The sequence below is a fragment of the Rhizobium sp. CRRU65 genome (assembly GCF_048551595.1).
In the GTDB taxonomy this organism is placed as follows: Bacteria; Pseudomonadota; Alphaproteobacteria; order Rhizobiales; family Rhizobiaceae; genus Rhizobium; species Rhizobium leguminosarum_J.
Genome location: NZ_JBLYZH010000015.1, coordinates 135,774 through 157,286, shown reverse-complemented (window position 1 = coordinate 157,286; position 21,513 = coordinate 135,774). Strand labels below are relative to the sequence as shown.

Sequence of the window (21,513 nt, the reverse complement as noted above, 5' to 3'; positions counted from 1 at the left end):
ATGTTGCCGAACATGGATTATAGCGAATTACCACGTGCGCTGCAGCACATGCTGGAACGGGGTCGTTCGACGGCGGTTCAGGCGTTGCCACGCCGCAGCTTTCTCAAGCTGACGGGGGCCCTCGGTCTGGCTGTCGGCATTTTCCCGCATCTGGCCGCGGCCCAGTCCACCGACGCGGATGAGGTGCCCACCGCTCTGAAGCCGACCGAGCGGCCTTCTGCATTTGTTCAAATTGCGCCAAATGGCGAAGTTATGGTCACAATCAACCGGCTCGAGTTCGGTCAAGGCGTCCAAACGGCATTGCCGATGATCCTGGCCGAAGAACTCGACGCGGACTGGAATTTAGTACGCAGCCAGCTCGGCACCAATGACATGGCCTATGTTGATCCGCTCTTCGGAATGCACCTTACCGGCGGTTCGAACACCATCAAGAACAGCTTTACGCAGTATCGCGAGTTGGGTGCCCGCGTCCGCGCCATGCTACTCGCAGCCGCGGCGGACCGCTGGAACGTGGATGTTTCGACGCTGCGAACCGAGGCCGGTGTGGTTCTGGCTTCTGATGGCCGCAAGCTCGGCTATGGAGAACTTTCCGAAGCGGCCATGGCCCTGCCCGTGCCTCAGAAAATAGCGTTGAAAGATCCGAAGGATTTCCGCATCATCGGCCAACCCACCCAGCGTCTGGACGCACAAGCCAAGAGCAGTGGCCAACAGAGTTTTGGCATCGACTTCAAGCTGCCGGGACAATTGACGGCCGTGGTGGCTCGCCCTCCGGTCTTCGGAGCCAAGATAGCCTCCCTGGACGACAGCGCAGCGCGTTCAGTAAAGGGCGTGAAAGCTGTTTTGCGGGTGCCGCTGGATCGCGGTGCAGAGGGCGTGGCCGTGGTGGCCGACGGATATTGGCAGGCATCTCAGGGCCGCAACGCCCTTAAGGTGGAGTGGGACACATCGGCTGTCGAAAAGGTCGATAGTGAAAAGCAACTTGCCCAGTTTCGCGAGATCGCCAATCGCCCCGGCCCGCGCCAGTTCGATGCCGACATGGCGCCATTGGAAACCGCCCCCTTGAGTCTGGAAGCCGAGTTCGTGTTTCCATATCTCGCCCACGCGGCGATGGAACCGCTGAACTGCACGGTTCGGCTTTCCAACGATCGTGCCGAGATCTGGATGGGAAGCCAAAGTGCGGGGCTCGATGCCGGCGTTGCCGCAAACGTGCTCGGCCTCAAGCCGGAACAGGTCGTGGTGAATGTGCAAACATCGGGTGGTGGCTTCGGCCGGCGCTTTTCCAGCAGCAGCGACACGGCAATGGAGGCCTGCCAGATAGCCAAAGCCGCCAGGGCGGCGGGGCTGAAGGCGCCAGTGCGCACGCTTTGGAGCCGCGAGGACGATATGAGGGGCGGCTACTACCGTCCAACGCATCTTCACCGCGCTCGCATTGGCTTCGACAAAGAGGGCAATGTACTGGCCTGGGACCACACCATCGTCGGCCAGTCCATACTGACGGGAACCGTGTTCGAGAAGTTCCAGGTGAAGGACGGCATCGATGCCGCCACGACAGAGGGGATGCGGAGCCCCTACCCGCTTCCCATGCGCCTGACAGTACATCATCCTGCTGCCAACGTGCCGGTTCTGTGGTGGCGCAGCGTTGGCTCCACCCATACGGCTTTCGTGATGGAGACCTTGCTCGACGATATAGCGAGAGCCACCGACCAGGATCCGGTCGCATATCGAATGAAGATGTTTGGCGATGAGCATCCTCGTCATCGCGATGCACTGCAACTCGCCGTAGACAAGAGCGGTTACGGCAGTAGGACATTGGCAGAAGGCCGGGCCTGGGGTGTGGCCGTGCACGAATCCTTTTCATCCGTGGTGGCCTACGTGGTGGAAGCCTCCGTCGTCGATGGGCAGCCGAAGCTGCATCGGGTCACGGCGGGGGTGCACTGCAATCTGGCCGTCAACCCTCGGACCGTGGAAGCGCAGGTCCAAGGCGCGGCGATCATGGGCTTGTCGACGTGCCTTACCGGCTCGGAAATCACGCTCAAGGACGGTGTTGTGGAGCAAAGCAACTTCAGCGAATTCACGGTGGCAAGGATCACGGATGTGCCGGAATTCGACGTCAACATCGTACCAAGCGCGGATGCACCGACGGGCATGGGCGAACCCGGCCTGCCACCTTTGGCGCCGGCATTTGCCAATGCCATCTCGCGTCTGACAGGCAAGCCAGTCCGGCAGATGCCTTTCAACCTCGCTTAGAACCTGGCTCGGACGAGAGCCTGCCCCGGTCCTGTGTGCCGCTGAATGCAGCGGGCCGCACAGGGCCGCGATGTTCCTGTCGCGTGACGTCTCGACAACCATAGCGCTAAGACTTCGCGGTCGGCGGTGACCGCGCGCTTCACCAGCAATCAGGACAGGCTGGACTTCACGTCTATCGGCAATCGCGCAACTGAGAAAAGTCCCCCAACGCATCGCGACCATCTGGCAGGAGCGTCAGCCTTTGAAACGAAGCGCCTCGACGAGGAGCGCAAACGCAGCCGTATGCTGACGTCGGCTTGGGTAATACAGGTGATAGCCAGGGAACGGCTGACACCAATCGTCGAGGACCCGGATCAGTCGCCCGTCTGCAATGTATTGTGAAACCTGACTTTCGAACGTATAGGCAAGACCAAGCCCATCCAAAGCAGCGGCTTCCAGCATCAAACTATCATTGATGATGAGCGGCCCGTTCATTCTGACCACAAGCTCCTCGCCGTCGCGCTCGAACTCCCAGGCATACAATCCACCTCCTGTGGTCTGCCGGTAGCTAATACCCCGGTGGTCGCCGAGATCGCGGGGCGTCATCGGGATTGTGCGGTTCTGGAAGTAGGACCGCGATCCGACGACTGCCATGCGAAGGTCAGGGCCGATCCTGACGGCAACCATGTCTTTTTGAACCTGTTCTCCAATGCGAATACCGGCATCGAACCGGCCGGCCACGATATCCGTCAGGCCCTCGTCAAGAATGACCTCCATTTCAATATCCGGATATTCCGCCAAGAACGTTGTCATGACCGGCCAAAGCACGCTCATGGCGGCATATCGAAACGTCGTGATGCGGATAGTGCCGGCCGGCTTGTCACGAAGTGCGGTGACGGCTGCGATCTCGCTTTCGATGTGTTCAAAGGCAGGGCGGAGGCTTCGAAGCATACGCTCTCCGGCATCGGTCAGCGATAGGCTGCGTGTGGTGCGTGAGATCAGCCGCACCCCCAGCCTCTGCTCCAGCATTCTGACTGAGTAACTGACGGCAGACTGGGAAAGTCCAAGTTTGGCGGAGGCGCGCGTGAAACTTCCGGCCTCGGCGACGGCGATGAAGGCTGCAAGCTCGCTGAAATCACCGTGCCTCATTTATCTCTCTCATTTCTAACTTCATGCAGATTATACCAACTAATCAAAGTTTGTCCTCATTGCTACCTGTCATTTCACAAACCGCTTGAACGGCATGCAAGAGAGACAATTATGATGGAAGCCACCCCAGCACTATTTGAACCCTTCGTTTTCACCAATGGGATCACGCTTCGAAACAGGGTCGTCATGGCTCCGATGACGACGTGGTCAGCCAATGACGACGGAACAGTTTCGGATGAGGAAGTGTCGTACTATCGACGCAGGGTGAACGGCGTTGGCCTCGTTCTAACCGGCTGCACGCATGTCTCGCCCAACGGCATCGGGTTCACGGGCGAATTCGCTTCTTATGATGACAGCTTCACACCAAGCCTCCGGCGTCTGGCCGAGGCGGCCAAAAGCGGCGGTGCACCGGCGATTCTTCAAATTTTTCACGCCGGCAGCAAGGCCGTGCCGGCGCTTGTTCCGGATGGAGACGTTGTCAGCGCCAGTTCGCTGCAAGTCTCACCCGGTCCTTTCAATCCAGGCGGCGGCACGACGCGCGCGCTCAGCCACGACGAAATCCTTGATGTGATTTCTGCTTTCGGCGAAGCAACCCGCCGCGCTATCGAAGCCGGCTTCGATGGGGTCGAACTGCATGCGGCCCACGGCTTCCTGATCCAGAACTTTTACTCGCCGCTACACAATCATCGCGACGACGAATGGGGAGGCACGCCGGAAAACCGGATGCGGTTTCCGCTCGCCGTGGTCCGCAACATGAGGCAGGTGATAGGCACACACGCGACGCGTCCGTTTCTACTGGGATACCGGGTCTCGCCCGAAGAACCTGAAGAGGGCGGCCTCCGTATTGAAGACACCTACGAACTCATCGAGCATCTGATCGACGGCGGCGTGGACTACATCCATGCTTCGCTGACGAGCGTACTCGAAGCCCAACCACTCGAAGCCATCGCTGATCAGCCTATCGCTGAACTGATCGCTGCCAGGGTAGCGGGGCGCGTTCCGGTTATCGCCGCTGGCCAGATCAAGTCACCCCAACAGGCGGAAAGCGCCCTTCATCTGGGCCTTTCGCTTGTGGCTGTAGGCCAAGGGCTGGTGATAAACCCGGAGTGGGTCGAACTTTCACGGAGTGGCAAAGAGAAACTGATCGAGAACGAGATCAGGACCACGACAATCCCGGAAATTGCCCTTCCGGCCAAACTCTGGGGCGTCATCGAGGCGGCCACCGGCTGGTTCAACATCAACGATGATCACGAAGCGCAGCGGCAGAAGGCCACCGCATAGAGCATCGGCAGCATCGGCACACAATCTCGCATGAAGGAAAATTCGATGACTAAGGTTTGGTTGATCACAGGAGCCGGGCGCGGCATGGGCCTGGATTTCGCAAAGGCGGTTCTGGCTGCTGGCGACAAACTCGTTGCAACCGGCCGCAATCCGGAGCGCGTTGCCAAGGCGATCGGCCAGTCGGAAAATCTGCTTGTCGTCACGCTGGATGTAACCAAGCCGACCGACGCGGAATCTGCCGTCAAAGCCGCACTCGAACGCTTTGGTCGCATCGACATATTGGTCAACAATGCCGCAAACTTCTACTCAGGATATTTTGAGGAGCTGACGCCGGCTCAGGTCGATCTGCAACTGGCCAGTAGTCTCCTCGGGCCCATGAGCGTCACCCGCGCTGTCCTGCCGGTGATGCGCCGGCAGGGATCCGGCAAGATCATCTCGATCTCATCGACGGCCAGCCTGCTGGGCTTTGAGTTTTGCAGCGCTTACTCTGCCGCGAAGTTTGCCCTCGATGGCTGGATGGAATCGCTGCAGCCCGAAGTGGCGCCGTTTGGTATCGAAACGATGATCGTCAATCCGGGCTTCTTCCGCACGGAATTGCTGACTGACGAATCAACCCAATATGCTCGGTCATCTGTCAGCGACTACGACGAAAGACGCGCCCAACACCTGGCATTCTGGAAATCCGCCGACGGCCAGCAGAGCGGCGATCCCGCAAAACTCGCGCAAGCGCTGATCGCCCTGGTCAACCAACCGGAGCTACCCCGCCGGTTCATCGCCGGAGCTGATGCTGTTGGCATGGTGGAACAGAAAATCGCGCTGCTGCTGCAGCAGATCGACGCCTATCGGGACCTTTCAAGTTCGCTTGCCTTCGATGTGAAAACGCAAGCCTGAGGCTACGCTTTGCTGAAGCTCAGTAGTTCTTCATGGCAAGGTGCGGCATCCCGCCGTCAAGAAATTCCGCGCCATAGGCAACGAAGCCAAAACGCTCGTAGAGCGGCAACTTGTCCGCCTGCGCTGTCAGATAGAAGCGGTTGTCGCGGGCAGCGCGATGCAGGTCCATCGCTTGCCCGATCATTGCGGCTGCAACGCCTTGGCCGCGCCATTGGCTTGCAACCGCAACCCGCCCGATCTTCACATGTTCCTCGGCGTAGATGATCCGCAGCGTTCCGGACACTTCGCCCGCCGTGACGGCGACAAGATGATGGGCGTTGAGATCGTCGGCATCGAATTCCTCGGCTTCGGGAACCTTCTGCTCATGCACGAAGATAGCGCGCCGCAGCCGGAAGGCCTCATTGCAGAGCATACTGAAAACCGGGACGCTGAGGATCGCCGTTTCCATCACCATCCTTGCCTCCCTCAGGGATACGGCCCAAAGCCCTCTGCCGGACCAGCGTAGGGCTGCCGGCATAATCAGCCGGGCTTCTTCTTCGAGAACTTAGCTTTTGGTCCGGCGCCGCCCTTACCCTCATATCTTGGGGCGTCGGATCTTGGGCCTTCGTATTTCGGCTTGTCGGACTTCGGGCCATCGAAAGCGGGCTTGCCCGGCTTCTTGCTCCAGGGCTTGCTATCCCGTTTGTCCCCGCCGCTATTATCGGCCGCGGCATATCCGCCGCCCGGACCCTTGCCGAACTTGTTCTTCGGCCGCTCGCCGCGGAATGTGTCGTCCGGCCGCTCGTCGCGAGATGGCTTGCCGGCATAAGGTTTCGGCGCAGGCGCCCGGCTGAAATCCGGCGTACCGGAAAGCCTGGTCACGCGGATGCCGCGTTCGAGCGCCTTGTTCGGACCGATCGCCGCCAGGAAGCTTTCGGCACTCGCCGCGGCGATCTCCACAAAAGTTTCCTCGGGCTGCATCTTGATCGCGCCGATTTCGCGCTTCGTCACATTACCGTTGCGGCAGAGCATCGGGATCAGCCAGCGCGGCTCGGCATTCTGTTTGCGCCCGACCGAGACGGAAAACCAGACGCTGGCGCCGAAATCTTCGCGCGGTCCCTTTTGCGCCGGCTCGTAGGGCTCGGCATTGTCGCGGCGCTTGCGGTTGCGGTCGTCCTGCACGGTAACCTCGATGAGGTCCTCCGGCGCCGAATGATTGGTGCGGTAAAGACGCAGGAAGGCTGCGGCGAGCTTTTCGGCGCCGTGGCTGGCGAGAAGCTGTTGTACCAGCCCCTGCTCTTCCTCCTGCGGCGTTTCGTTGAAGATCGGATCGGCGAGCAGCCGCTCGTCGTCGCGCTCGCTCACTTCCTCGGCCGAAGGCGGTCGCGCCCAGGCAGCCGAAATACCGGCATTCTCGAGCAGGCGCTCTGCCTTGCGCCGTGCATTCAGCGGCACGATCATGGCGCTGATGCCCTTGCGCCCGGCCCGGCCGGTTCGGCCGCTGCGGTGCAGCAGCGTGTCCGGATTGGTCGGCAGGTCGGCATGGATGACGAGATCGAGCCCCGGCAGGTCGATGCCGCGGGCGGCAACGTCGGTCGCGATGCAGACACGGGCGCGCCCGTCGCGCATCGCCTGCAGCGCGTGAGTGCGCTCGTTCTGCGTCAACTCGCCGGACAGCGCCACGACGGCGAAATTGCGGTTGTTGAAGCGTGCGGTCAGATGGTTGACGGCGGCGCGCGTCGAGCAGAACACGATGGCATTGGTCGCCTCGTAATACCGCAGCACGTTGATGATCGCGTTCTCGCGGTCGCTCGGGGCAACCATCAGCGCGCGATATTCGATGTCGATATGCTGCTTTTCCTCGGCCGCGGTGCTGATGCGCACGGCATCGCGCTGGTAGCTCTTGGCAAGCTTGGCGATCGCCGCCGGCACCGTTGCCGAAAACATCAGCGTCCGGCGTTCGTCCGGCGCCGCATCGAGGATGAATTCAAGATCTTCGCGGAAGCCGAGATCGAGCATCTCGTCGGCCTCGTCGAGCACGGCGGCCTTCAGTTCCGACATGTCGAGCGCCCTGCGGCGGATATGGTCGCAAAGCCGGCCGGGCGTGCCGACGACGATATGGGCGCCGCGTTCGAGCGAGCGGCGCTCGCTACGGATGTCCATGCCGCCGACGCAGCTGACGATCACCGCGCCGGTCATCTCAAAGAGCCATTCGAGCTCGCGCTTCACCTGCAGGGCAAGCTCGCGCGTCGGGGCGATGACGAGGGCGAGCGGCGCGGCGGCATTGCCGAAGCGTTCCCTGCCTTCGAGCAGCGTCGGCGCCAGCGCCAGGCCGAAGGCGACGGTTTTGCCGGAGCCGGTCTGGGCCGAGACCAGCGCGTCGGAAGCGGCAAGCGCCGGATCGAGCATCGCCTTCTGCACCGGGGTGAGTTCGGCGTAACCACGCTTCTGCAACGCCTTGGCGATCGCCGGAACGACGCCGTTAAATTCTGTCATGAGTTCGATCTTTCGGAGCTGTCAGGCGCGTTGCTGCGCCATGGCCGGAGCCAGCCGGCTGGGTATTTGCGCCGTTCCTAGCCGCTCCCGCGGCGATTGTCAAAGCGTGCGGCTGCGCCACAGCCAGGCGTCGATGCGGCTTGCCCGGCCGCGCAGCGCTGTTTCCAACGGTCCCTCCATCCGGCCGGACTGCGTGAGCACGCTATTAGGGCCGGCGGCGCGGACGATTTCGGCGCTCAAGGCAAGTTCGACGCCATGGCGGGCGGCGACCTCCATCAGCCGGCTGCCTACATTGATGGTGTCGCCTGCCGCCGTGATCTGCTGCCGGTCGCCGGTACCGAGACGCGAGGCGACGATCGGGCCGCAATGGGCGCCGACCTTGAAGCCGATCTTCTTCGGGGCAAAGCCCGCATGCGCTTGAAGCCAGGCCCGTGTGCGCTCGCACAGGCTGACCGCGCAGGCAGCGGCGCGGGCGGCATCGTCATCGGCGGGCTCCGGCAGGCCGAACAGGATCATCGCCCCGTCGCCCATGAAGCTGGTGATGGCGCCGCCATGGGCGCGCGCCTCCTCGTCGACCAATTCGAAGAAGCCGCTCAGCATCTCGCTCACCGCCACCGGCCCGACATTTTCGCTGAGGCCGGTGAAGCCCGAGAGATCGATGAAGATGACGGCGGCGTTCTGGCGTACTGGCGCGGCGAGAAAATTCGGATCTCGCGCCAGCCACTCGCCAAGGCCAGGCGCCTCGATGCGCTGCAGGAGCGCGCTCTGCTCGGCGAAATGACGGGCGCGGCCACGGTCGAGCCAGAGTTCGGCCGCGCCATAAGCCAGCGCCGGCGGCAGTGCTGCGGCGATCGGCAGCGCCGCACTCAGCCAGTAGCCATGCGCGAAGGCCGACAAATTGAGCATCGCCCAGACGATCAGCGTCAGCACGATGATGATGTAGCCTGCCGCACTCCGGCGCCAGGCGACCAGCGACACGAGCACGATCGCCAGTCCGACGGCGGTGGCGGCATCGATCAGCCGCATCCGGTGGTCGCGCACCATGCCGTCGCCAGTGACGAGATGGGTGATCGCCGTCGACATTACCTCGACGCCCGGCATGACGGGATCGAACGGCGTCGGGAAGACGTCGCCGCCGCCAGTCACCGTCGAACCGATGACGACGATACGACCAGTGACCGCATCCGCCGAAAGCTTGCCATCAAGCGCATCGGCGGCGCTGAAGGTGGCGATGCTGCCATGCCCGCCATAAAAGGTCACCGGCAGGCGCTGGCCGACATCGGTGGGAATTCGCAGCTTTCCGAGCATGATGGCATCGGGTTCGATCGTGGGATCGACGCCGAGCGCCACCGACGCGACACGCAGCGGAAAAGCTGGATCCAGCCGGTCTGCGGCACGCGAGATCAGCGGAATGAAGCGCGGCGTGCCAGTCTGGTCGGTTGCGACATTGACGATGCCGACCGCGGCGGCCTCGGCAAAGCGCGGAAGCGGCAACAGCAGCTGGTTTGCCTCAGGGATGGCTGCAAGCGGATCGCCGGCCGTATCCGTGACCCGCTGGCGGCTTTGCGCGAAAGTGGCCGCAGCCGCAATCACGCTCGGCCCCTGGCGCAAGGCAGCAGTCAGCGCCGCATCACCCGCCTCCGGCCCCGGATCGACCAGCAGAATATCGATCGCCAGGGCCTTCGGCTTCAACGCGGTGATCGCGCCGGCGAGGCGCGCAAGTGTCGCCCGATCGAGCGGATAGCCGTGCGCCCTAGCGGTGCGGTCGTCGATCGCAACGATCGAGACGACGGGAGGCGGTGTTTTCGCCCCGACGATGGCGCTGCGGATATCGACAAGCGAGGCTTCCATCCGATCGAGAAGGCCGCTTTCGGCATTGAGATTGACATAGCCGAGCGCAGCTCCCCAAAGACCGGCGAGCAGCAGCGCGATCACTGTCAGCAAGCGATGGTTCATGGGACTTATTGGCCGAGGCGGGCAAGAAGGGCAGCGGCGCGCGGCGCCGGCCAGCGACGCACGACGAGGGGTTCCGTTCCGCCGGTAACGTCGACGCCCTCGCCCGGCGACAGCACCACCGCCTCGCCGGCCGGCCGGCGGACTGCGACGCTGCCTCTGACGACCAGCACCGAGGTCTTGCCGCCTGCGACATCGACAGCCCATTGGGTGCCGCGCACGGCAGCGATCGCCTGCGGCGTCACGACCTGGAAACCACCCGCGTGCTGACTGCTGTCGACATCGACGAGGATGGCCTTGCGCCGCAGCGACGCCGAATCAGGGCTGCCGTCGCGGTTGCGGTCGACGAGGCTGTAGGCGGCTCCGGCCTCTGCCGTCACCGTGACGCCGCCGGGACAACTGAGCACCTGGCGGGCGCCGGCATCACGCGATACGGTGCAGCCGGCAGACTGCGCAAAGGCCGCCGCATGCGGAATGAGGCCGATAGCGAGCGCGGCGGCAAGCAGGCTGCGAAGCGTCGTATTCATGGAAAGTCCCCTTGACCGTGCGGAACAGCTCTTTTGGAAAGCGCCCGCCAACCGTCTTCTTCCATATGAGGCATGATAGCCGAATTCAAATATTTCCCTAGGCAAAAAAAGCAAACCGGCGCAATCGCCGGCGGAATTCTTACGTTCTACTATCCGTTTCAAGCACCGGTCCGGCATAACGCGCCCGCGGCCTAATCAATTCGCCGCTGTCGATCTGCTCCATCGCATGTGCAAGCCAACCGGCGGAACGGGCAAGCGAGAAAATGATGATCGGCGCCTCCCTTGGGAGATCGAAGGCGGCGGCCATTGCGGCAAGCGCGAAATCGACGTTGACCTTCTCGCCGACCATCTCCTCGCCCACTTCCCGGACCTCGGCAAACTGCGGCGGCAGAGGGAAGTGCGACAGCAGCGCCAAGGCTCTGACATCGCCATCGGGATAGAGCGGATGGCCGAAGGCCGACAGGCGATTGCCCTGGGCAAGCGTACGGCGAATCGCCTGCTCCGCCCCGAGCGTGGAAGCGGTCTCGATCAAGGCGTCGACGCCTTGCCAGGCGCCGCCGTGCAGCGGCCCTGTCAACGTCGCCAGACCGGACAGCACGGCGGCTGAAAGGGCAGCACCTGCCGATGCCGTGACCCGCGCCGCAAAGGTCGAGGCGTTGAGTTCGTGATCGGCAAGCAGCACCAGCGCGCGACGCAGGCAATCGGCAGCATCCGGCCGCTGCCAGCTTGCCGCAAGCCGCAAATGCAGCGGCTGGTCGAAAGGTCCCGGCGCGAGCGCATCGGCGACGGTACGGAGAACGCCACTTGCTTCACGGCGAAGTGCTGCCTGCGAGCGACCGAGCGATGGCAGATCCGATGTCACCCGCCCTGCCAGCGCCAGGAACGCCGCCTGAAGCGACGGAGCGGCATGCCCGGTTCCGCTGCCGGAGGAGAGTATTTCCGCGCCGTTCCAGAGCAGCGCCGCCGTCTGCTCCAGCGTCGCGACTTCAGCGAAACCGGCCGCATCCTTTCCGCGATAGAAAAGCCGTCCGCCGATGATGGTGGAAATTGCCGACGACAAAACCGGATCGCCCCAGCGGATCGCCTCGGCGGCCACCGTTTCAGTCTTGCGGCGGCCGGCATGGCGTTCGGCAAGCCGCGTCACGTCGGAAGCCTGGTAGAGGCTGCGGCGCGGGTCGGCGGGATCGGGCTTGGCGCGGATGCGCCCACGGCTGACATTGGCATAGAGCGTCTGCGGCTTGGTCTTCAGCGCCTGCAGCGCCTCCTCGGCGGTCAGCCACGACATCGGAGCCTCACATTGATCAATTGCGTCAAGATTGACGTCAATGAAACTAGGTCGGATCATCCGGACCGTAAAGGAGAAACAACATGAAAAACGGCTTGGAAGATGTCATTGCTGCCGAAACGCAGCTTTCGGATGTCGATGGCGAAGCGGGACGACTGATCATCCGCGGTGTATCGCTGGATCACCTAGTTGCAGACGGCACCTATGAAGGCGTCGCCGCCCTGTTGCTCGATGGGCTGATGGAAAAAAGCTTCGACGAAGCGGAATTGCGCGACTGGTTGGCGCAGGCGCGAACGAGGATTTTCGGCCATATCAAGGCCGCCGATGCCGCCCTGCTCGCTTTGCCTCCTGTTGATGCGATGCGGGCGCTGATCGCCCGCCTGCCCGACGGCGAGGATTTCGATACTGCGCTCAGCCTTCTGGCTGCGCCCGCAGTTTTCCTGCCGGCGATCCTTCGCATGCAAAGCGGCAAAAGACCGATCGCGCCCGACGCCTCGTTGCCGCAGGCGGCCGATATCCTGCGTATGCTGACCGGAAAATTGCCGACCAGGGAGCAGACGGCGGCACTCGACACCTATCTCGTGACGATATCAGACCATGGCCTCAATGCCTCGACCTTCGCATCACGCGTCATTGCCTCGACGCAGGCCGGCCTCACTTCTTCCGTGCTCGCCGCACTGAGCGCGCTGAAAGGGCCGCTGCACGGCGGCGCGCCCGGTCCTGTGCTCGACATGCTGGATGCGATCGGAACGGCGGAGAATGCTTACTCGTGGCTCGGCGAAGCGCTCGACCGCGGCGAAAGGCTGATGGGCTTCGGCCACCGCATCTATCGCGTCCGCGATCCGCGCGCCGATGCACTGAAGGGAGCGCTGAAGCCGCTGATATCAACCGGACAGGTAAACAGCGCCCGCGGTACATTGGCCGAAGCCGTGGAGGCCTCTGCATTGGCCATCTTGAAGGCACGCAAACCGAACCGGCCGCTCGACGTCAATGTCGAGTTTTATACCGCGCTGCTGCTCGAAGCGCTCGGCTTTCCCCGCGAGGCCTTCACCGGCGTCTTCGCGATCGGCCGCACCGTCGGATGGCTGGCCCATGCCCGCGAACAGGCGCTCGACGGCCGGCTGATCCGGCCGCGCTCGGTCTATATCGGGCCGCTACCGGCGGCTGCCTGAAGATTGAATTCGGCGGCAGCATGTCCTGCCGCCGATCCCTAACCGCCGACGAAAGCGGCCAGATTGCCGAGCGTCGAGCGGCACCCTTCCTCATTGTCTTCGAGGCGGATCCCGGACGGAATATTGTCACAGAACATCGTCACATCGGTGCCTCCATCCGCAGGCGACAACATCGTGCTGACGGTCATCTCGCCGGAAAAGCCCTCGTCCTCGGAATCGAAGACCGTTGCCCAGACGATCCGTTCATCCGGCACGAGCTTGGCAAAGCGGCCTTCGAACCTGTCTGTCTTGTCGGAGGTCTTGCCCGGTTGCGATGTCTCGTCGTCGGGATAGACGAGCGACATGCAGAAGGCGCCGCCTTCCCTGCCCTCGAAGGCATGGACAATGCCCTTCATCGTATCGGGCGGAAGCCAGGTGGCGACCGCGTCTGCATCGAGGAAGGCGCGGTAGATGCGCTCGCGCGGCGCTGCGATGAAGCGTGAGACGGTCGTGCTGCGTGAAGGGGTCATGCCGGCAAGTTAGCGCAGGCACGGATGTTATCCAGATCGCGCCTGAAACAACGCGATCTGGTTTGCATGCATCAGACGAGGCGGCTCTGTTCCGTCGCCGCTTCTATGAAGCTGGCAAACAGCGGATGCGGGTCGAGCGGCCGGCTCTTCAGTTCCGGGTGGTACTGCACGCCGATGAACCAGGGATGATCCGGATATTCGATCGTCTCCGGCAGCACGCCGTCCGGCGACATGCCGGAGAAGACCAAGCCGCAGTTTTCGAGCCGATCCTTGTAATCGATATTGACCTCGTAGCGGTGGCGGTGACGCTCGGAAATATCGGTGGAACCGTAGATATCCGAGATCTTCGTGCCCTTCTTCAGCGCCGCCTTGTAGGCGCCGAGGCGCATCGTGCCGCCGAGATCCCCGGCTGCCGTGCGCTTCTGCAACTCGTTGCCCTTGACCCATTCGGTCATCAGGCCCACCACCGGCTCTTTCGTCGGGCCGAATTCGGTCGAGGAGGCACCGGAAACGTCGGCGAGATTGCGCGCCGCCTCGATGACCGCCATCTGCATGCCGAAGCAGATGCCGAAATACGGCACCTTGCGTTCGCGGGCAAAGCGGGCAGCATGGATCTTGCCCTCCGAACCGCGTTCACCGAAGCCGCCGGGCACCAGGATGCCGTGCACCTTTTCGAGATAGGGCGCCGGATCTTCCTTTTCGAAGACCTCGGACTCGATCCATTCAAGATTGACTTTGACGCGATTGGCGATGCCGCCGTGATGCAGCGCCTCGATCAGCGATTTATAGGCATCCTTGAGGCCGGTATATTTGCCGACGATCGCGATCGTCACCTCGCCCTCCGGCGTGCGGATACGATTGCAGACCTCTTCCCACGGGTCGAGCCGCGGCTTCGGCGCCGGCTCGATACCGAAGGCCGCGAGCACTTCGTCGTCGAGGCCTTCCTTGTGGTAGGCTATCGGTACATCGTAGATGTTGGCGACGTCGAGAGCCTGGATGACGGCAGACGGGCGAACGTTGCAGAACAACGAGAGCTTGCGGCGCTCGGCTTCCGGAATTTCGCGGTCGGCCCGCACCAGCAGGATATCGGGATGAATGCCGAGCGCCTGCAGTTCCTTCACCGAATGCTGCGTCGGCTTGGTCTTGAGCTCGCCGGCGGCCGGAATATAGGGCATCAGCGTCAGGTGAACGTAGACGGCGGTACCGCGCGGCAGGTCGTTGCCGAGCTGGCGGATCGCTTCCATGAACGGCATCGCTTCGATGTCGCCGACCGTGCCGCCGATCTCGCAGATGACGAAATCGTAGTCGTCATTGCCCTCGATGACGAAATCCTTGATCTCGTTGGTGACGTGGGGGATGACCTGCACGGTCGCACCGAGATAGTCGCCGCGCCGTTCCTTGTCGATGATGTTCTTGTAGATGCGGCCGGTGGTGATGTTGTCGGTCTTGGTCGCCGAACGCCCCGTAAAGCGTTCGTAGTGACCGAGATCGAGATCGGTTTCCGCGCCGTCGTCGGTGACGAAGACCTCGCCGTGCTGGGTCGGGCTCATCGTGCCCGGGTCCACGTTCAGATAGGGGTCGAGCTTGCGAAGCCGAACCCGATATCCACGGGCCTGCAGCAACGCTCCGAGAGCCGCGGCCGCAATTCCTTTTCCGAGAGAGGAAACCACGCCGCCAGTGATGAATACGTATCGCGCCATGGGATTCACCGGATACCTTTTCAAAAACGATTCCACCAGCCCAAAAATTCTTTTCCAGAACTTTCGATGCGTGGCGCAGGAATCTGAACAAAAGAAAACCGGCAGACCCGAGGGCCTGCCGGCGTTTATGTCGAAGACCGGCTTACTGTCCCGTCGGGACGCCGGAGGGCTGAGCCGGTGCCGGCGCGGCCGGAGCTGCGGGCGTTGCCGGAGCAGTCGTTGCCGGAGCAGTCGTTGAAGGTGCGGTGGCTGCCGGGGCCTGAGTTGCCGGAGCCCCAGTTGCCGGCGTCTGAGCGGCGGGAGCCTGCGGTGCGGGCGTCGCCGCCCCGCTGCTCGGAACGCCGTTGCCGGCCGGCTGGGTTGCTGGAGCCTGTGCGCCACCGCCGAGCGAATCGAGAATGCCGTTGCCCTGGCCGCCTGTAGCCGGAATGCGATCGAGAATGTCGCTCGGACGGCCCTCGTAACGCGTCAGGATGCCGAGGCCGAGCGAGGTCAGGAAAAACAGGGTCGCAAGGATCGCGGTGGTGCGCGTCAGCGCATTGGCCGTGCCGCGGGCCGACATGAAGCCGGAACCGCCGCCGATGCCGAGGCCGCCGCCTTCCGAGCGCTGAATGAGCACGACGCCGACAAGGGCGAGCACGATCATGAGATGGATGACAATCAATACGGTCTGCATGGGTCCAGTCCTGCCCGCCTGGAGACGGACATAAGTAAGAATTCTGGCGGCTCTTTACATGAGGCTTTCATCTATTCCAAGCCCTTCGGCCCGGAATAAAACTAGGAATAAGCAATGCCTCAGGCGAGCAGCGCCTCATAGGCCCGGTAGATGGCGAGGAAGTCGGCCGCTTTCAAGCTCGCTCCGCCGATCAGCGCGCCGTCGACATTGGCGATGCCCATCAGCTCATGGGCATTGGCCGGCTTGACCGATCCGCCATAGAGAAGACGCATCTTGCGGCCTTCGTCGCCGAAGCGGGCCGCGAGCTCTGCCCGCATGAAGGCATGCGCCTTCTCGACATCACCTGATGTCGGCGTCACACCGGTACCGATCGCCCAGATCGGCTCGTAGGCGATAACTGTGGTCTCGGCGGTGGCGCCGTCCGGAACGGAGGCGGAAAGCTGGCGCTTGATGACGTCGAGCGCCTGGCCTGTCCGGCGTTCATCCGCCGTCTCACCGATGCAGATGATCGCCGTCAGCCCTGCGGCAAAGGCGGCCTCCGCCTTGGCGCGGACCAGATGGTCGGTTTCGGCATGGTCGGTGCGCCGCTCGGAATGGCCGACGATGACATAGGTGCCGAAACAATCGGCAATCATCTCGGCCGAGATGTCGCCGGTATGCGCACCGGACGGGTTCTGATGGCAGTCCTGAGCGCCGATCGCCAGCGGGCTGTCGGTGCACAGTGCCGTCGCCACATAGAGCAGCGTCGCCGGCGGGCAGATCAGCGCTTCGACCTTGTCGGCCAGCGGCGGATGAACACCCTCGGCGATCGCCTTGATCTGATCCAGGGAGGCACGCATGCCATTCATTTTCCAGTTTCCCGCCACAAGCGGGCGCACGTCAGGGGTCATGCTGGCCTTCCACAATCTGCATATGCCTTGGGCAATATCAAAAGCTTGTGGCAAAGAAAAGCATCATGCCCCTGACGTAAGGGGAATCTCGTCGATCCCGCGCATATTTCTGCCGAAAACCGCCCTTTCGGCATTTTTACGCATGGCGTGATCGCAAAAACCGCCGCACATTTTTGCGCGACATGCTTTAGCCAGCCAGAATCCAGTTCAAAACCCGACGCCAGTCGATCATCCGGATCGGCGTCCCGTGATTGCCGGTCTGAAAAAGCGTGAAACGCGCCGGATATTTTGCCTTGTGCAGGCTTTCGAACAGCGCCTGCTGGTCTGTGGCTGCATAGACCGGATCGCGGCTGCCATGGGCGAACCAGAGCGGCAGCTTCGCCTTGTAGAAGGCGCTCCTGGTGAAATCGGGATCAGTGACCCCGCTCATGATCAGCATGCCCTTAAGCCGCTTGACGCTGTCACCATCGCGCGCAATGCCCCAGCAGACCTGGCTGCCCATCGAGGCGCAGGAAAGGATGATGGGCCGGCCGGGCGATTGCGCGCCGGCATGGCGGATGAGGCCGGCAATCGCCGCAACGCCGCTGCTGTCGAAGCTTTTGACCGTCGGCGAATAATAAACGCCGCCATTGCCGGCGACGAGGTTCTTCAGCCGGTTGAAATTGCCGCCGAAGCTATAGTCGTTGGCGCCGAGCCGGCGGTCGCCGTCGCGCCCATGGATGAAAATCACCGTGAAAGCGGCACTCTGAGCAGGTCCCACCCTGGTGACATCAAGCTTGATGCCGTCGAGGGACAGCGTCTCGTCCGCTTGCGCCTTGCGGATGCCGAGCGCCACATATTTCTGCTGCACACGCTTTTGCGGGATCTGGTCGCGGCCGTTGATATCGCGCATCTCGTCATAGTCAATGAGCTCGAAGGCGCCGTTATCGCCGGTCTGCAACACGGTCTGCTTCGAAAACAGATCGTCCTTGAACGGCGTCAGCACATCGGCTGCCTGCGCTGGTCCACTGGCGGACAGCACGGCTGCGGATAGGAAAAACGCCGCAATTGCGGTGATGATCGTGCAATGACTTGTGGACATTCGCATTCGGATGGTTCCTGAAGCCGGCCGCCGCTTGCCATTCTGCGCCCGGCAACGCAAATCATTGAGGAAAAGGCCGCCAAGTCCGGCGGTGTCGCGTATAGGTGTGCTTTCTGGCAAAATCTGCCTGATTCGCAAACGTGGCATGAAATGCGGTGATTTTGGGTCGGCGGCGGATGCCCGCCCAAGCCAGACCTAAGACAGGATGAAGATCTGAACGGCTCCATGGACGATAGCAACGACCTTTTTTCCGGAATGCCCCTCTCTGAAAAACGCGAGGAGGCGCAGAAGCCCGCCGCTCCGGTCGAACGGCCGCCGGCTCCGGCTGCGCCGGTCGCCGCAGCGCCCCCTGCTGCCGGAGCCTCAGCGCGCCCGGCACCCGCCGCCTCGAACTCGGATGATTACGGCGCCTCGTCGATCCGCGTCCTCGAAGGCCTCGAACCGGTGCGCATGCGCCCGGGTATGTATATCGGCGGTACCGATGAAAAGGCGCTGCACCACCTCTTTGCCGAAGTCATCGACAATGCGATGGACGAGGCGGTCGCCGGTCACGCCAATTTCATCGAAGTCTATCTCGACCTAGAGGGTTATCTGACGGTCTCCGACAACGGCCGCGGCATCCCGGTCGAGAACCATCCGCAGGTGCCGGGCAAGTCGACGCTCGAAGTCATCATGACCAAGCTGCATGCCGGAGGTAAATTCGACGGCAAGGCCTATGAGACCTCGGGCGGCCTTCATGGCGTCGGCGTTTCGGTCGTCAACGCGCTTTCCGACGACCTCGAAGTCGAGGTGGCGCGAAACCGCAAGCTCTACCGCCAGCGCTTCTCCCGCGGACTGCCGCAGGGCGGTCTCGAAGAGCTGGGTGACGTCCACAATCGCCGCGGCACCCGCGTGCGCTTCCATCCCGACCCCCAGATCTTTGGGGATCACATGAAGTTCGATGCCGCCCGCGTCTTCCGCATGGCGCGCTCGAAAGCCTATCTGTTTGGCGGCGTCGAAATCCGCTGGAGCTGTGAGTCGGGCGTGCTGCCCGAAGGCTCCGAGGTCCCTGACAAGGCCGTCTTCCACTTTCCTGGCGGCCTGAAGGACTATCTCCAGGCGACGATGGGCAAGGAGTTCACCGTCACCCGCGAGATTTTCGCTGGCAAGACGGAGAAGGTAAGCGGCCACGGCTCGATGGAATGGGCGATCACCTGGTATGGCGGCGATCCGCAGGTGCATTCCTATTGCAACACCATCCCGACGACCGAAGGCGGCACACATGAAGCGGGGCTGCGCATTGCGCTGACCAAGGGCCTGAAGGCCTATGCCGAGCTGACGCAGAACAAGCGCGCCGCGCAGATCACCACCGACGACGTGATGATCTCGGCCGTCGGCATGCTGTCGGTCTTCATTCGCGAGCCGGAATTCGTCGGCCAGACCAAGGACAGGCTTGCGACCGTCGAGGCGCAGCGCATCGTCGAGAACGCGTTGCGCGATCCCTTCGACCATTACCTTGCCGACAATCCGAACGAGTCGGCCAAGCTGCTCGACTGGGTGATCGAGCGCGCCGAGGAGCGCCTGCGCCGCCGCAAGGAAAAGGAAGTCAACCGCAAGACGGCAGTGCGCAAGCTGCGCCTGCCGGGCAAGCTCGCCGACTGCTCGCAGAACACCGCCGCGGGTGCCGAACTCTTCATCGTCGAGGGCGATTCGGCAGGCGGTTCGGCCAAGCAGGCGCGCAACCGCGCCAACCAGGCAATTCTGCCGCTGCGCGGCAAGATCCTCAACGTTGCCAGCGCCGGCCGCGAAAAACTCGGCGCCAACCAGCAGCTCGCCGATCTCGTCCAGGCTCTCGGCTGCGGCACGCGTTCGAAATACCGCGACGAAGACCTGCGTTACGAGCGCATCATCGTCATGACCGATGCCGACGTCGACGGCGCCCATATCGCATCGCTGCTCATCACCTTCTTCTATCAGGAGATGCCGGAGCTGGTGCGCGGCGGCCATCTCTTCCTCGCCGTGCCGCCGCTCTACAAAATCACCCAAGGGGCGAAATCCGCCTATGCCCGCGACGACAATCATCGCGCCGAGCTGATGCAGACGGAGTTCAAGGGCAAGGCCAAGGTCGAGATCAGCCGCTTCAAAGGTCTCGGCGAAATGATGCCCGCCCAGCTCAAGGAAACCACCATGGATCCGTCCAAGCGCACCCTGCTCAAGGTGCTGATCGACGAGGTGGATTTCGAAGGCACCCGCGCCGCCGTAGACGATCTGATGGGCACCAAGCCGGAAGCCCGCTTCCGCTTCATCCAGGATCGCGCGGCTTTCGCTGAAAACCTCGATATTTAGGGCATGATGCTACCTAGTAGCACCTTCAGCTTGTTCCAAAAAATGGGCTCATCGCGCCGAGCCGTTTTGCGATAGATTTTCTACATTGTCCAAAACGCCGTGCCCGATTTGACTAGTCCAGGGAGAACTTGCGGCCCAGGTAAGCGCGAATTGGCGCATCGAAACAAATGGATAAAACATGTGCCACTCCAACAGCGGCCAAGACGGTGACGCTCACGGTGATTAACCGTGGAATGAAGCCATCGGCAAAGTGTTCGAATTGAGCACCAAGTTGAAAAACAGGCTGATGGACCATGTAGAGGGGATAAGACAACTTTCCGAGATATCCAGCGAATGGCCGCTCCTCACTCAGTGGGACTGCAGCCGCTAGCGCCACCACGATCGGAATCACGATAGCGATGCAGATGAAATCGTAGATCTCTCTCGGGACCGTCACCGGAAAGAACAGAACACCGATCAGGACGAAAAGTGGGATTTGAGGCGGTATCGCTCTGACGCGACGATGGATCTGCCAGCGAAAGATGAGAACGCCGGCAAGGAACGAAAACCCAACTCTGACAAATCCTTCAAAGAACGCCCGCCAGCTGCCAAATCCAACTGGCCCGATAGTACCCTCGATCGCGACAATCTGGAAAAGCGCCGCCGCCAATAATACGAGAACTGCTATCTCATGCCACAAATGAAATCTTCGGCGAGCGACGGATCCGTAAGTCACGCTGGCGGCCATTTCAAAACAGAGGGACCAGAGCGGATTGTTAATCGCGAACGCCTCTTGCCCCACCAGAAGCCCCAGGGGCAATAGGAGCATTGCACCAACCGCAAGAATTGAAACGTCGGCGAAAGAAAGACTTGCCGTGGAAGCAAATAGCGACGCGAGTACGCCCAAGGCGACGCCAGCCGCGATCATGGGATAAAGCCGTACCACGCGCTTCAGGAAGAATGTACTGCTCGGCAAAACACCGGACTTCAATTTTTGGTCGTACCCATTTGCGATAACGAAGCCGCTAAGGCAAAAGAAGAAATCCACGCCCAGGTAGGCGTAGGAAAGACCGAAGCCAAAAATCTGGCTGGCGTGTAAGAGAGCCACCGATAACGCAGCTATTCCCCGAAGCTCGTCCAGAAAGATAAAGTGGTTCTTTGCTTGAACCGCTCGGCTAGCAAGATGGGAATCATCGGCCGAACCAGGATCCACTGCCCTACGGAATGCTGAAGCGGTCAACTCGTCGGCCACAATTGGGAGCCCTTCTTACCCATGTCTTTGATCAGCCGGAACGCCACGCATCTTGAACTCACCTGATCCATGAATGGCTTCGTCAGATATGCGAGCGCTGTCCGCTCACCGGTCTGTATGAAGGCCTCCACCGGCATGCCCG

18 protein-coding genes are annotated in these 21,513 nt (G+C 62.1%); 6 read left to right on the top strand and 12 right to left on the bottom strand.

Going from position 1 to position 21,513, the window contains the following annotated elements:
• Positions 1–2,247 carry a xanthine dehydrogenase family protein molybdopterin-binding subunit gene (locus tag ACM5SV_RS26745; RefSeq protein ID WP_222017180.1) on the top strand — a complete coding sequence of 749 codons (2,247 nt, stop codon included), beginning with the start codon at positions 1–3 and terminating at the stop codon, positions 2,245–2,247.
• A gap of 234 nt (positions 2,248–2,481) precedes the next feature.
• Here ACM5SV_RS26745 and ACM5SV_RS26740 read toward each other — a convergent pair whose 3' ends face one another.
• Entirely contained in the window at positions 2,482–3,375 is an 894-nt protein-coding gene (locus ACM5SV_RS26740) for a LysR family transcriptional regulator (protein ID WP_222017182.1), read from the bottom strand.
• Between the two features lie 108 nt (positions 3,376–3,483).
• Between ACM5SV_RS26740 and ACM5SV_RS26735 the strand changes: the two genes are divergently transcribed.
• Both ACM5SV_RS26735 and ACM5SV_RS26730 read left to right on the top strand, forming a co-directional pair.
• Positions 3,484–4,656 carry an NADH-dependent flavin oxidoreductase gene (locus ACM5SV_RS26735; protein WP_222017246.1) on the top strand — a complete coding sequence of 391 codons (1,173 nt, stop codon included), beginning with the start codon at positions 3,484–3,486 and terminating at the stop codon, positions 4,654–4,656.
• 45 nt (positions 4,657–4,701) lie between these two features.
• Positions 4,702–5,547, top strand: coding sequence for an SDR family oxidoreductase (locus ACM5SV_RS26730; protein ID WP_128439296.1), 846 nt, complete (start codon positions 4,702–4,704; stop codon positions 5,545–5,547).
• A 19-nt stretch (positions 5,548–5,566) separates the two neighbouring features.
• Here ACM5SV_RS26730 and ACM5SV_RS26725 read toward each other — a convergent pair whose 3' ends face one another.
• From ACM5SV_RS26725 to ACM5SV_RS26705, 5 genes are all read right to left on the bottom strand, one after another.
• The gene (locus tag ACM5SV_RS26725; RefSeq protein WP_221970199.1) at positions 5,567–6,001 is read right to left on the bottom strand and encodes a GNAT family N-acetyltransferase; all 435 of its coding nucleotides are present in this window, start codon (positions 5,999–6,001) and stop codon (positions 5,567–5,569) included.
• Between the two features lie 65 nt (positions 6,002–6,066).
• Entirely contained in the window at positions 6,067–8,022 is a 1,956-nt protein-coding gene (locus ACM5SV_RS26720) for a DEAD/DEAH box helicase (protein WP_012757526.1), read from the bottom strand.
• 99 nt (positions 8,023–8,121) lie between these two features.
• The gene (locus tag ACM5SV_RS26715; RefSeq protein WP_017994127.1) at positions 8,122–9,978 is read right to left on the bottom strand and encodes a CHASE2 domain-containing protein; all 1,857 of its coding nucleotides are present in this window, start codon (positions 9,976–9,978) and stop codon (positions 8,122–8,124) included.
• 5 nt (positions 9,979–9,983) lie between these two features.
• Positions 9,984–10,502, bottom strand: coding sequence for a FecR domain-containing protein (locus ACM5SV_RS26710; protein ID WP_012757528.1), 519 nt, complete (start codon positions 10,500–10,502; stop codon positions 9,984–9,986).
• Between the two features lie 139 nt (positions 10,503–10,641).
• Positions 10,642–11,787 (bottom strand): citrate synthase, encoded by a 1,146-nt coding sequence (locus tag ACM5SV_RS26705; RefSeq protein ID WP_017994128.1) that lies wholly within the window; start codon positions 11,785–11,787, stop codon positions 10,642–10,644.
• 83 nt (positions 11,788–11,870) lie between these two features.
• Here ACM5SV_RS26705 and ACM5SV_RS26700 point away from each other — a divergent pair, with 83 nt between their 5' ends.
• The gene (locus ACM5SV_RS26700) at positions 11,871–12,959 is read left to right on the top strand and encodes a citrate synthase/methylcitrate synthase (RefSeq protein ID WP_012757530.1); all 1,089 of its coding nucleotides are present in this window, start codon (positions 11,871–11,873) and stop codon (positions 12,957–12,959) included.
• Between the two features lie 38 nt (positions 12,960–12,997).
• On the opposite strand, the gene ACM5SV_RS26695 is transcribed toward ACM5SV_RS26700, so the two are convergent.
• From ACM5SV_RS26695 to tpiA, 4 genes are all read right to left on the bottom strand, one after another.
• Positions 12,998–13,468: an SRPBCC family protein gene (locus ACM5SV_RS26695; protein WP_017994129.1), complete on the bottom strand. Its 471-nt coding sequence runs from the start codon at positions 13,466–13,468 to the stop codon at positions 12,998–13,000.
• 71 nt (positions 13,469–13,539) lie between these two features.
• Entirely contained in the window at positions 13,540–15,168 is a 1,629-nt protein-coding gene (locus ACM5SV_RS26690) for a CTP synthase (RefSeq protein WP_012757532.1), read from the bottom strand.
• Positions 15,169–15,310: 142 nt separating this feature from the next.
• Positions 15,311–15,844: a preprotein translocase subunit SecG gene (gene secG / locus ACM5SV_RS26685; protein WP_012757533.1), complete on the bottom strand. Its 534-nt coding sequence runs from the start codon at positions 15,842–15,844 to the stop codon at positions 15,311–15,313.
• Between the two features lie 119 nt (positions 15,845–15,963).
• Positions 15,964–16,734 carry a triose-phosphate isomerase gene (gene tpiA, locus ACM5SV_RS26680; protein ID WP_012757534.1) on the bottom strand — a complete coding sequence of 257 codons (771 nt, stop codon included), beginning with the start codon at positions 16,732–16,734 and terminating at the stop codon, positions 15,964–15,966.
• On the opposite strand from tpiA, the gene ACM5SV_RS26675 reads away from it, so the two are divergent.
• Positions 16,682–16,885: a hypothetical protein gene (locus ACM5SV_RS26675; protein WP_162770397.1), complete on the top strand. Its 204-nt coding sequence runs from the start codon at positions 16,682–16,684 to the stop codon at positions 16,883–16,885. The two genes, tpiA and ACM5SV_RS26675, sit on opposite strands and share 53 nt — an antisense overlap.
• A 36-nt stretch (positions 16,886–16,921) precedes the next feature.
• Here the strand turns inward: ACM5SV_RS26675 and ACM5SV_RS26670 are convergent, their stop codons facing one another.
• Entirely contained in the window at positions 16,922–17,821 is a 900-nt protein-coding gene (locus tag ACM5SV_RS26670; protein WP_012757535.1) for a phospholipase, read from the bottom strand.
• A 219-nt stretch (positions 17,822–18,040) separates the two neighbouring features.
• On the opposite strand from ACM5SV_RS26670, the gene parE reads away from it, so the two are divergent.
• Positions 18,041–20,140 (top strand): DNA topoisomerase IV subunit B, encoded by a 2,100-nt coding sequence (gene parE / locus ACM5SV_RS26665; RefSeq protein ID WP_222017185.1) that lies wholly within the window; start codon positions 18,041–18,043, stop codon positions 20,138–20,140.
• A gap of 112 nt (positions 20,141–20,252) precedes the next feature.
• On the opposite strand, the gene ACM5SV_RS26660 is transcribed toward parE, so the two are convergent.
• Complete coding sequence (locus tag ACM5SV_RS26660; protein WP_012757537.1) at positions 20,253–21,371, bottom strand: acyltransferase family protein; 1,119 nt, start codon at positions 21,369–21,371, stop codon at positions 20,253–20,255.
• Between the last annotated feature and the right edge of the window lie 142 nt (positions 21,372–21,513).

What these genes read in the sequence shown, in the direction of transcription:
- ACM5SV_RS26670 (WP_012757535.1), bottom strand. Translation starts at nt 17,821, where the DNA reads ATGCGAATGTCCACAAGTCATTGCACGATCATCACCGCAATTGCGGCG.
- tpiA (WP_012757534.1), bottom strand. Translation starts at nt 16,734, where the DNA reads ATGACCCCTGACGTGCGCCCGCTTGTGGCGGGAAACTGGAAAATGAAT.
- secG (WP_012757533.1), bottom strand. Translation starts at nt 15,844, where the DNA reads ATGCAGACCGTATTGATTGTCATCCATCTCATGATCGTGCTCGCCCTT.
- ACM5SV_RS26700 (WP_012757530.1), top strand. Translation starts at nt 11,871, where the DNA reads ATGAAAAACGGCTTGGAAGATGTCATTGCTGCCGAAACGCAGCTTTCG.
- ACM5SV_RS26740 (WP_222017182.1), bottom strand. Translation starts at nt 3,375, where the DNA reads ATGAGGCACGGTGATTTCAGCGAGCTTGCAGCCTTCATCGCCGTCGCC.
- parE (WP_222017185.1), top strand. Translation starts at nt 18,041, where the DNA reads ATGGACGATAGCAACGACCTTTTTTCCGGAATGCCCCTCTCTGAAAAA.
- ACM5SV_RS26725 (WP_221970199.1), bottom strand. Translation starts at nt 6,001, where the DNA reads ATGGTGATGGAAACGGCGATCCTCAGCGTCCCGGTTTTCAGTATGCTC.
- ACM5SV_RS26705 (WP_017994128.1), bottom strand. Translation starts at nt 11,787, where the DNA reads ATGTCGTGGCTGACCGCCGAGGAGGCGCTGCAGGCGCTGAAGACCAAG.
- ACM5SV_RS26715 (WP_017994127.1), bottom strand. Translation starts at nt 9,978, where the DNA reads ATGAACCATCGCTTGCTGACAGTGATCGCGCTGCTGCTCGCCGGTCTT.
- ACM5SV_RS26675 (WP_162770397.1), top strand. Translation starts at nt 16,682, where the DNA reads ATGCCATTCATTTTCCAGTTTCCCGCCACAAGCGGGCGCACGTCAGGG.
- ACM5SV_RS26730 (WP_128439296.1), top strand. Translation starts at nt 4,702, where the DNA reads ATGACTAAGGTTTGGTTGATCACAGGAGCCGGGCGCGGCATGGGCCTG.
- ACM5SV_RS26745 (WP_222017180.1), top strand. Translation starts at nt 1, where the DNA reads ATGTTGCCGAACATGGATTATAGCGAATTACCACGTGCGCTGCAGCAC.
- ACM5SV_RS26710 (WP_012757528.1), bottom strand. Translation starts at nt 10,502, where the DNA reads ATGAATACGACGCTTCGCAGCCTGCTTGCCGCCGCGCTCGCTATCGGC.
- ACM5SV_RS26720 (WP_012757526.1), bottom strand. Translation starts at nt 8,022, where the DNA reads ATGACAGAATTTAACGGCGTCGTTCCGGCGATCGCCAAGGCGTTGCAG.
- ACM5SV_RS26695 (WP_017994129.1), bottom strand. Translation starts at nt 13,468, where the DNA reads ATGACCCCTTCACGCAGCACGACCGTCTCACGCTTCATCGCAGCGCCG.
- ACM5SV_RS26690 (WP_012757532.1), bottom strand. Translation starts at nt 15,168, where the DNA reads ATGGCGCGATACGTATTCATCACTGGCGGCGTGGTTTCCTCTCTCGGA.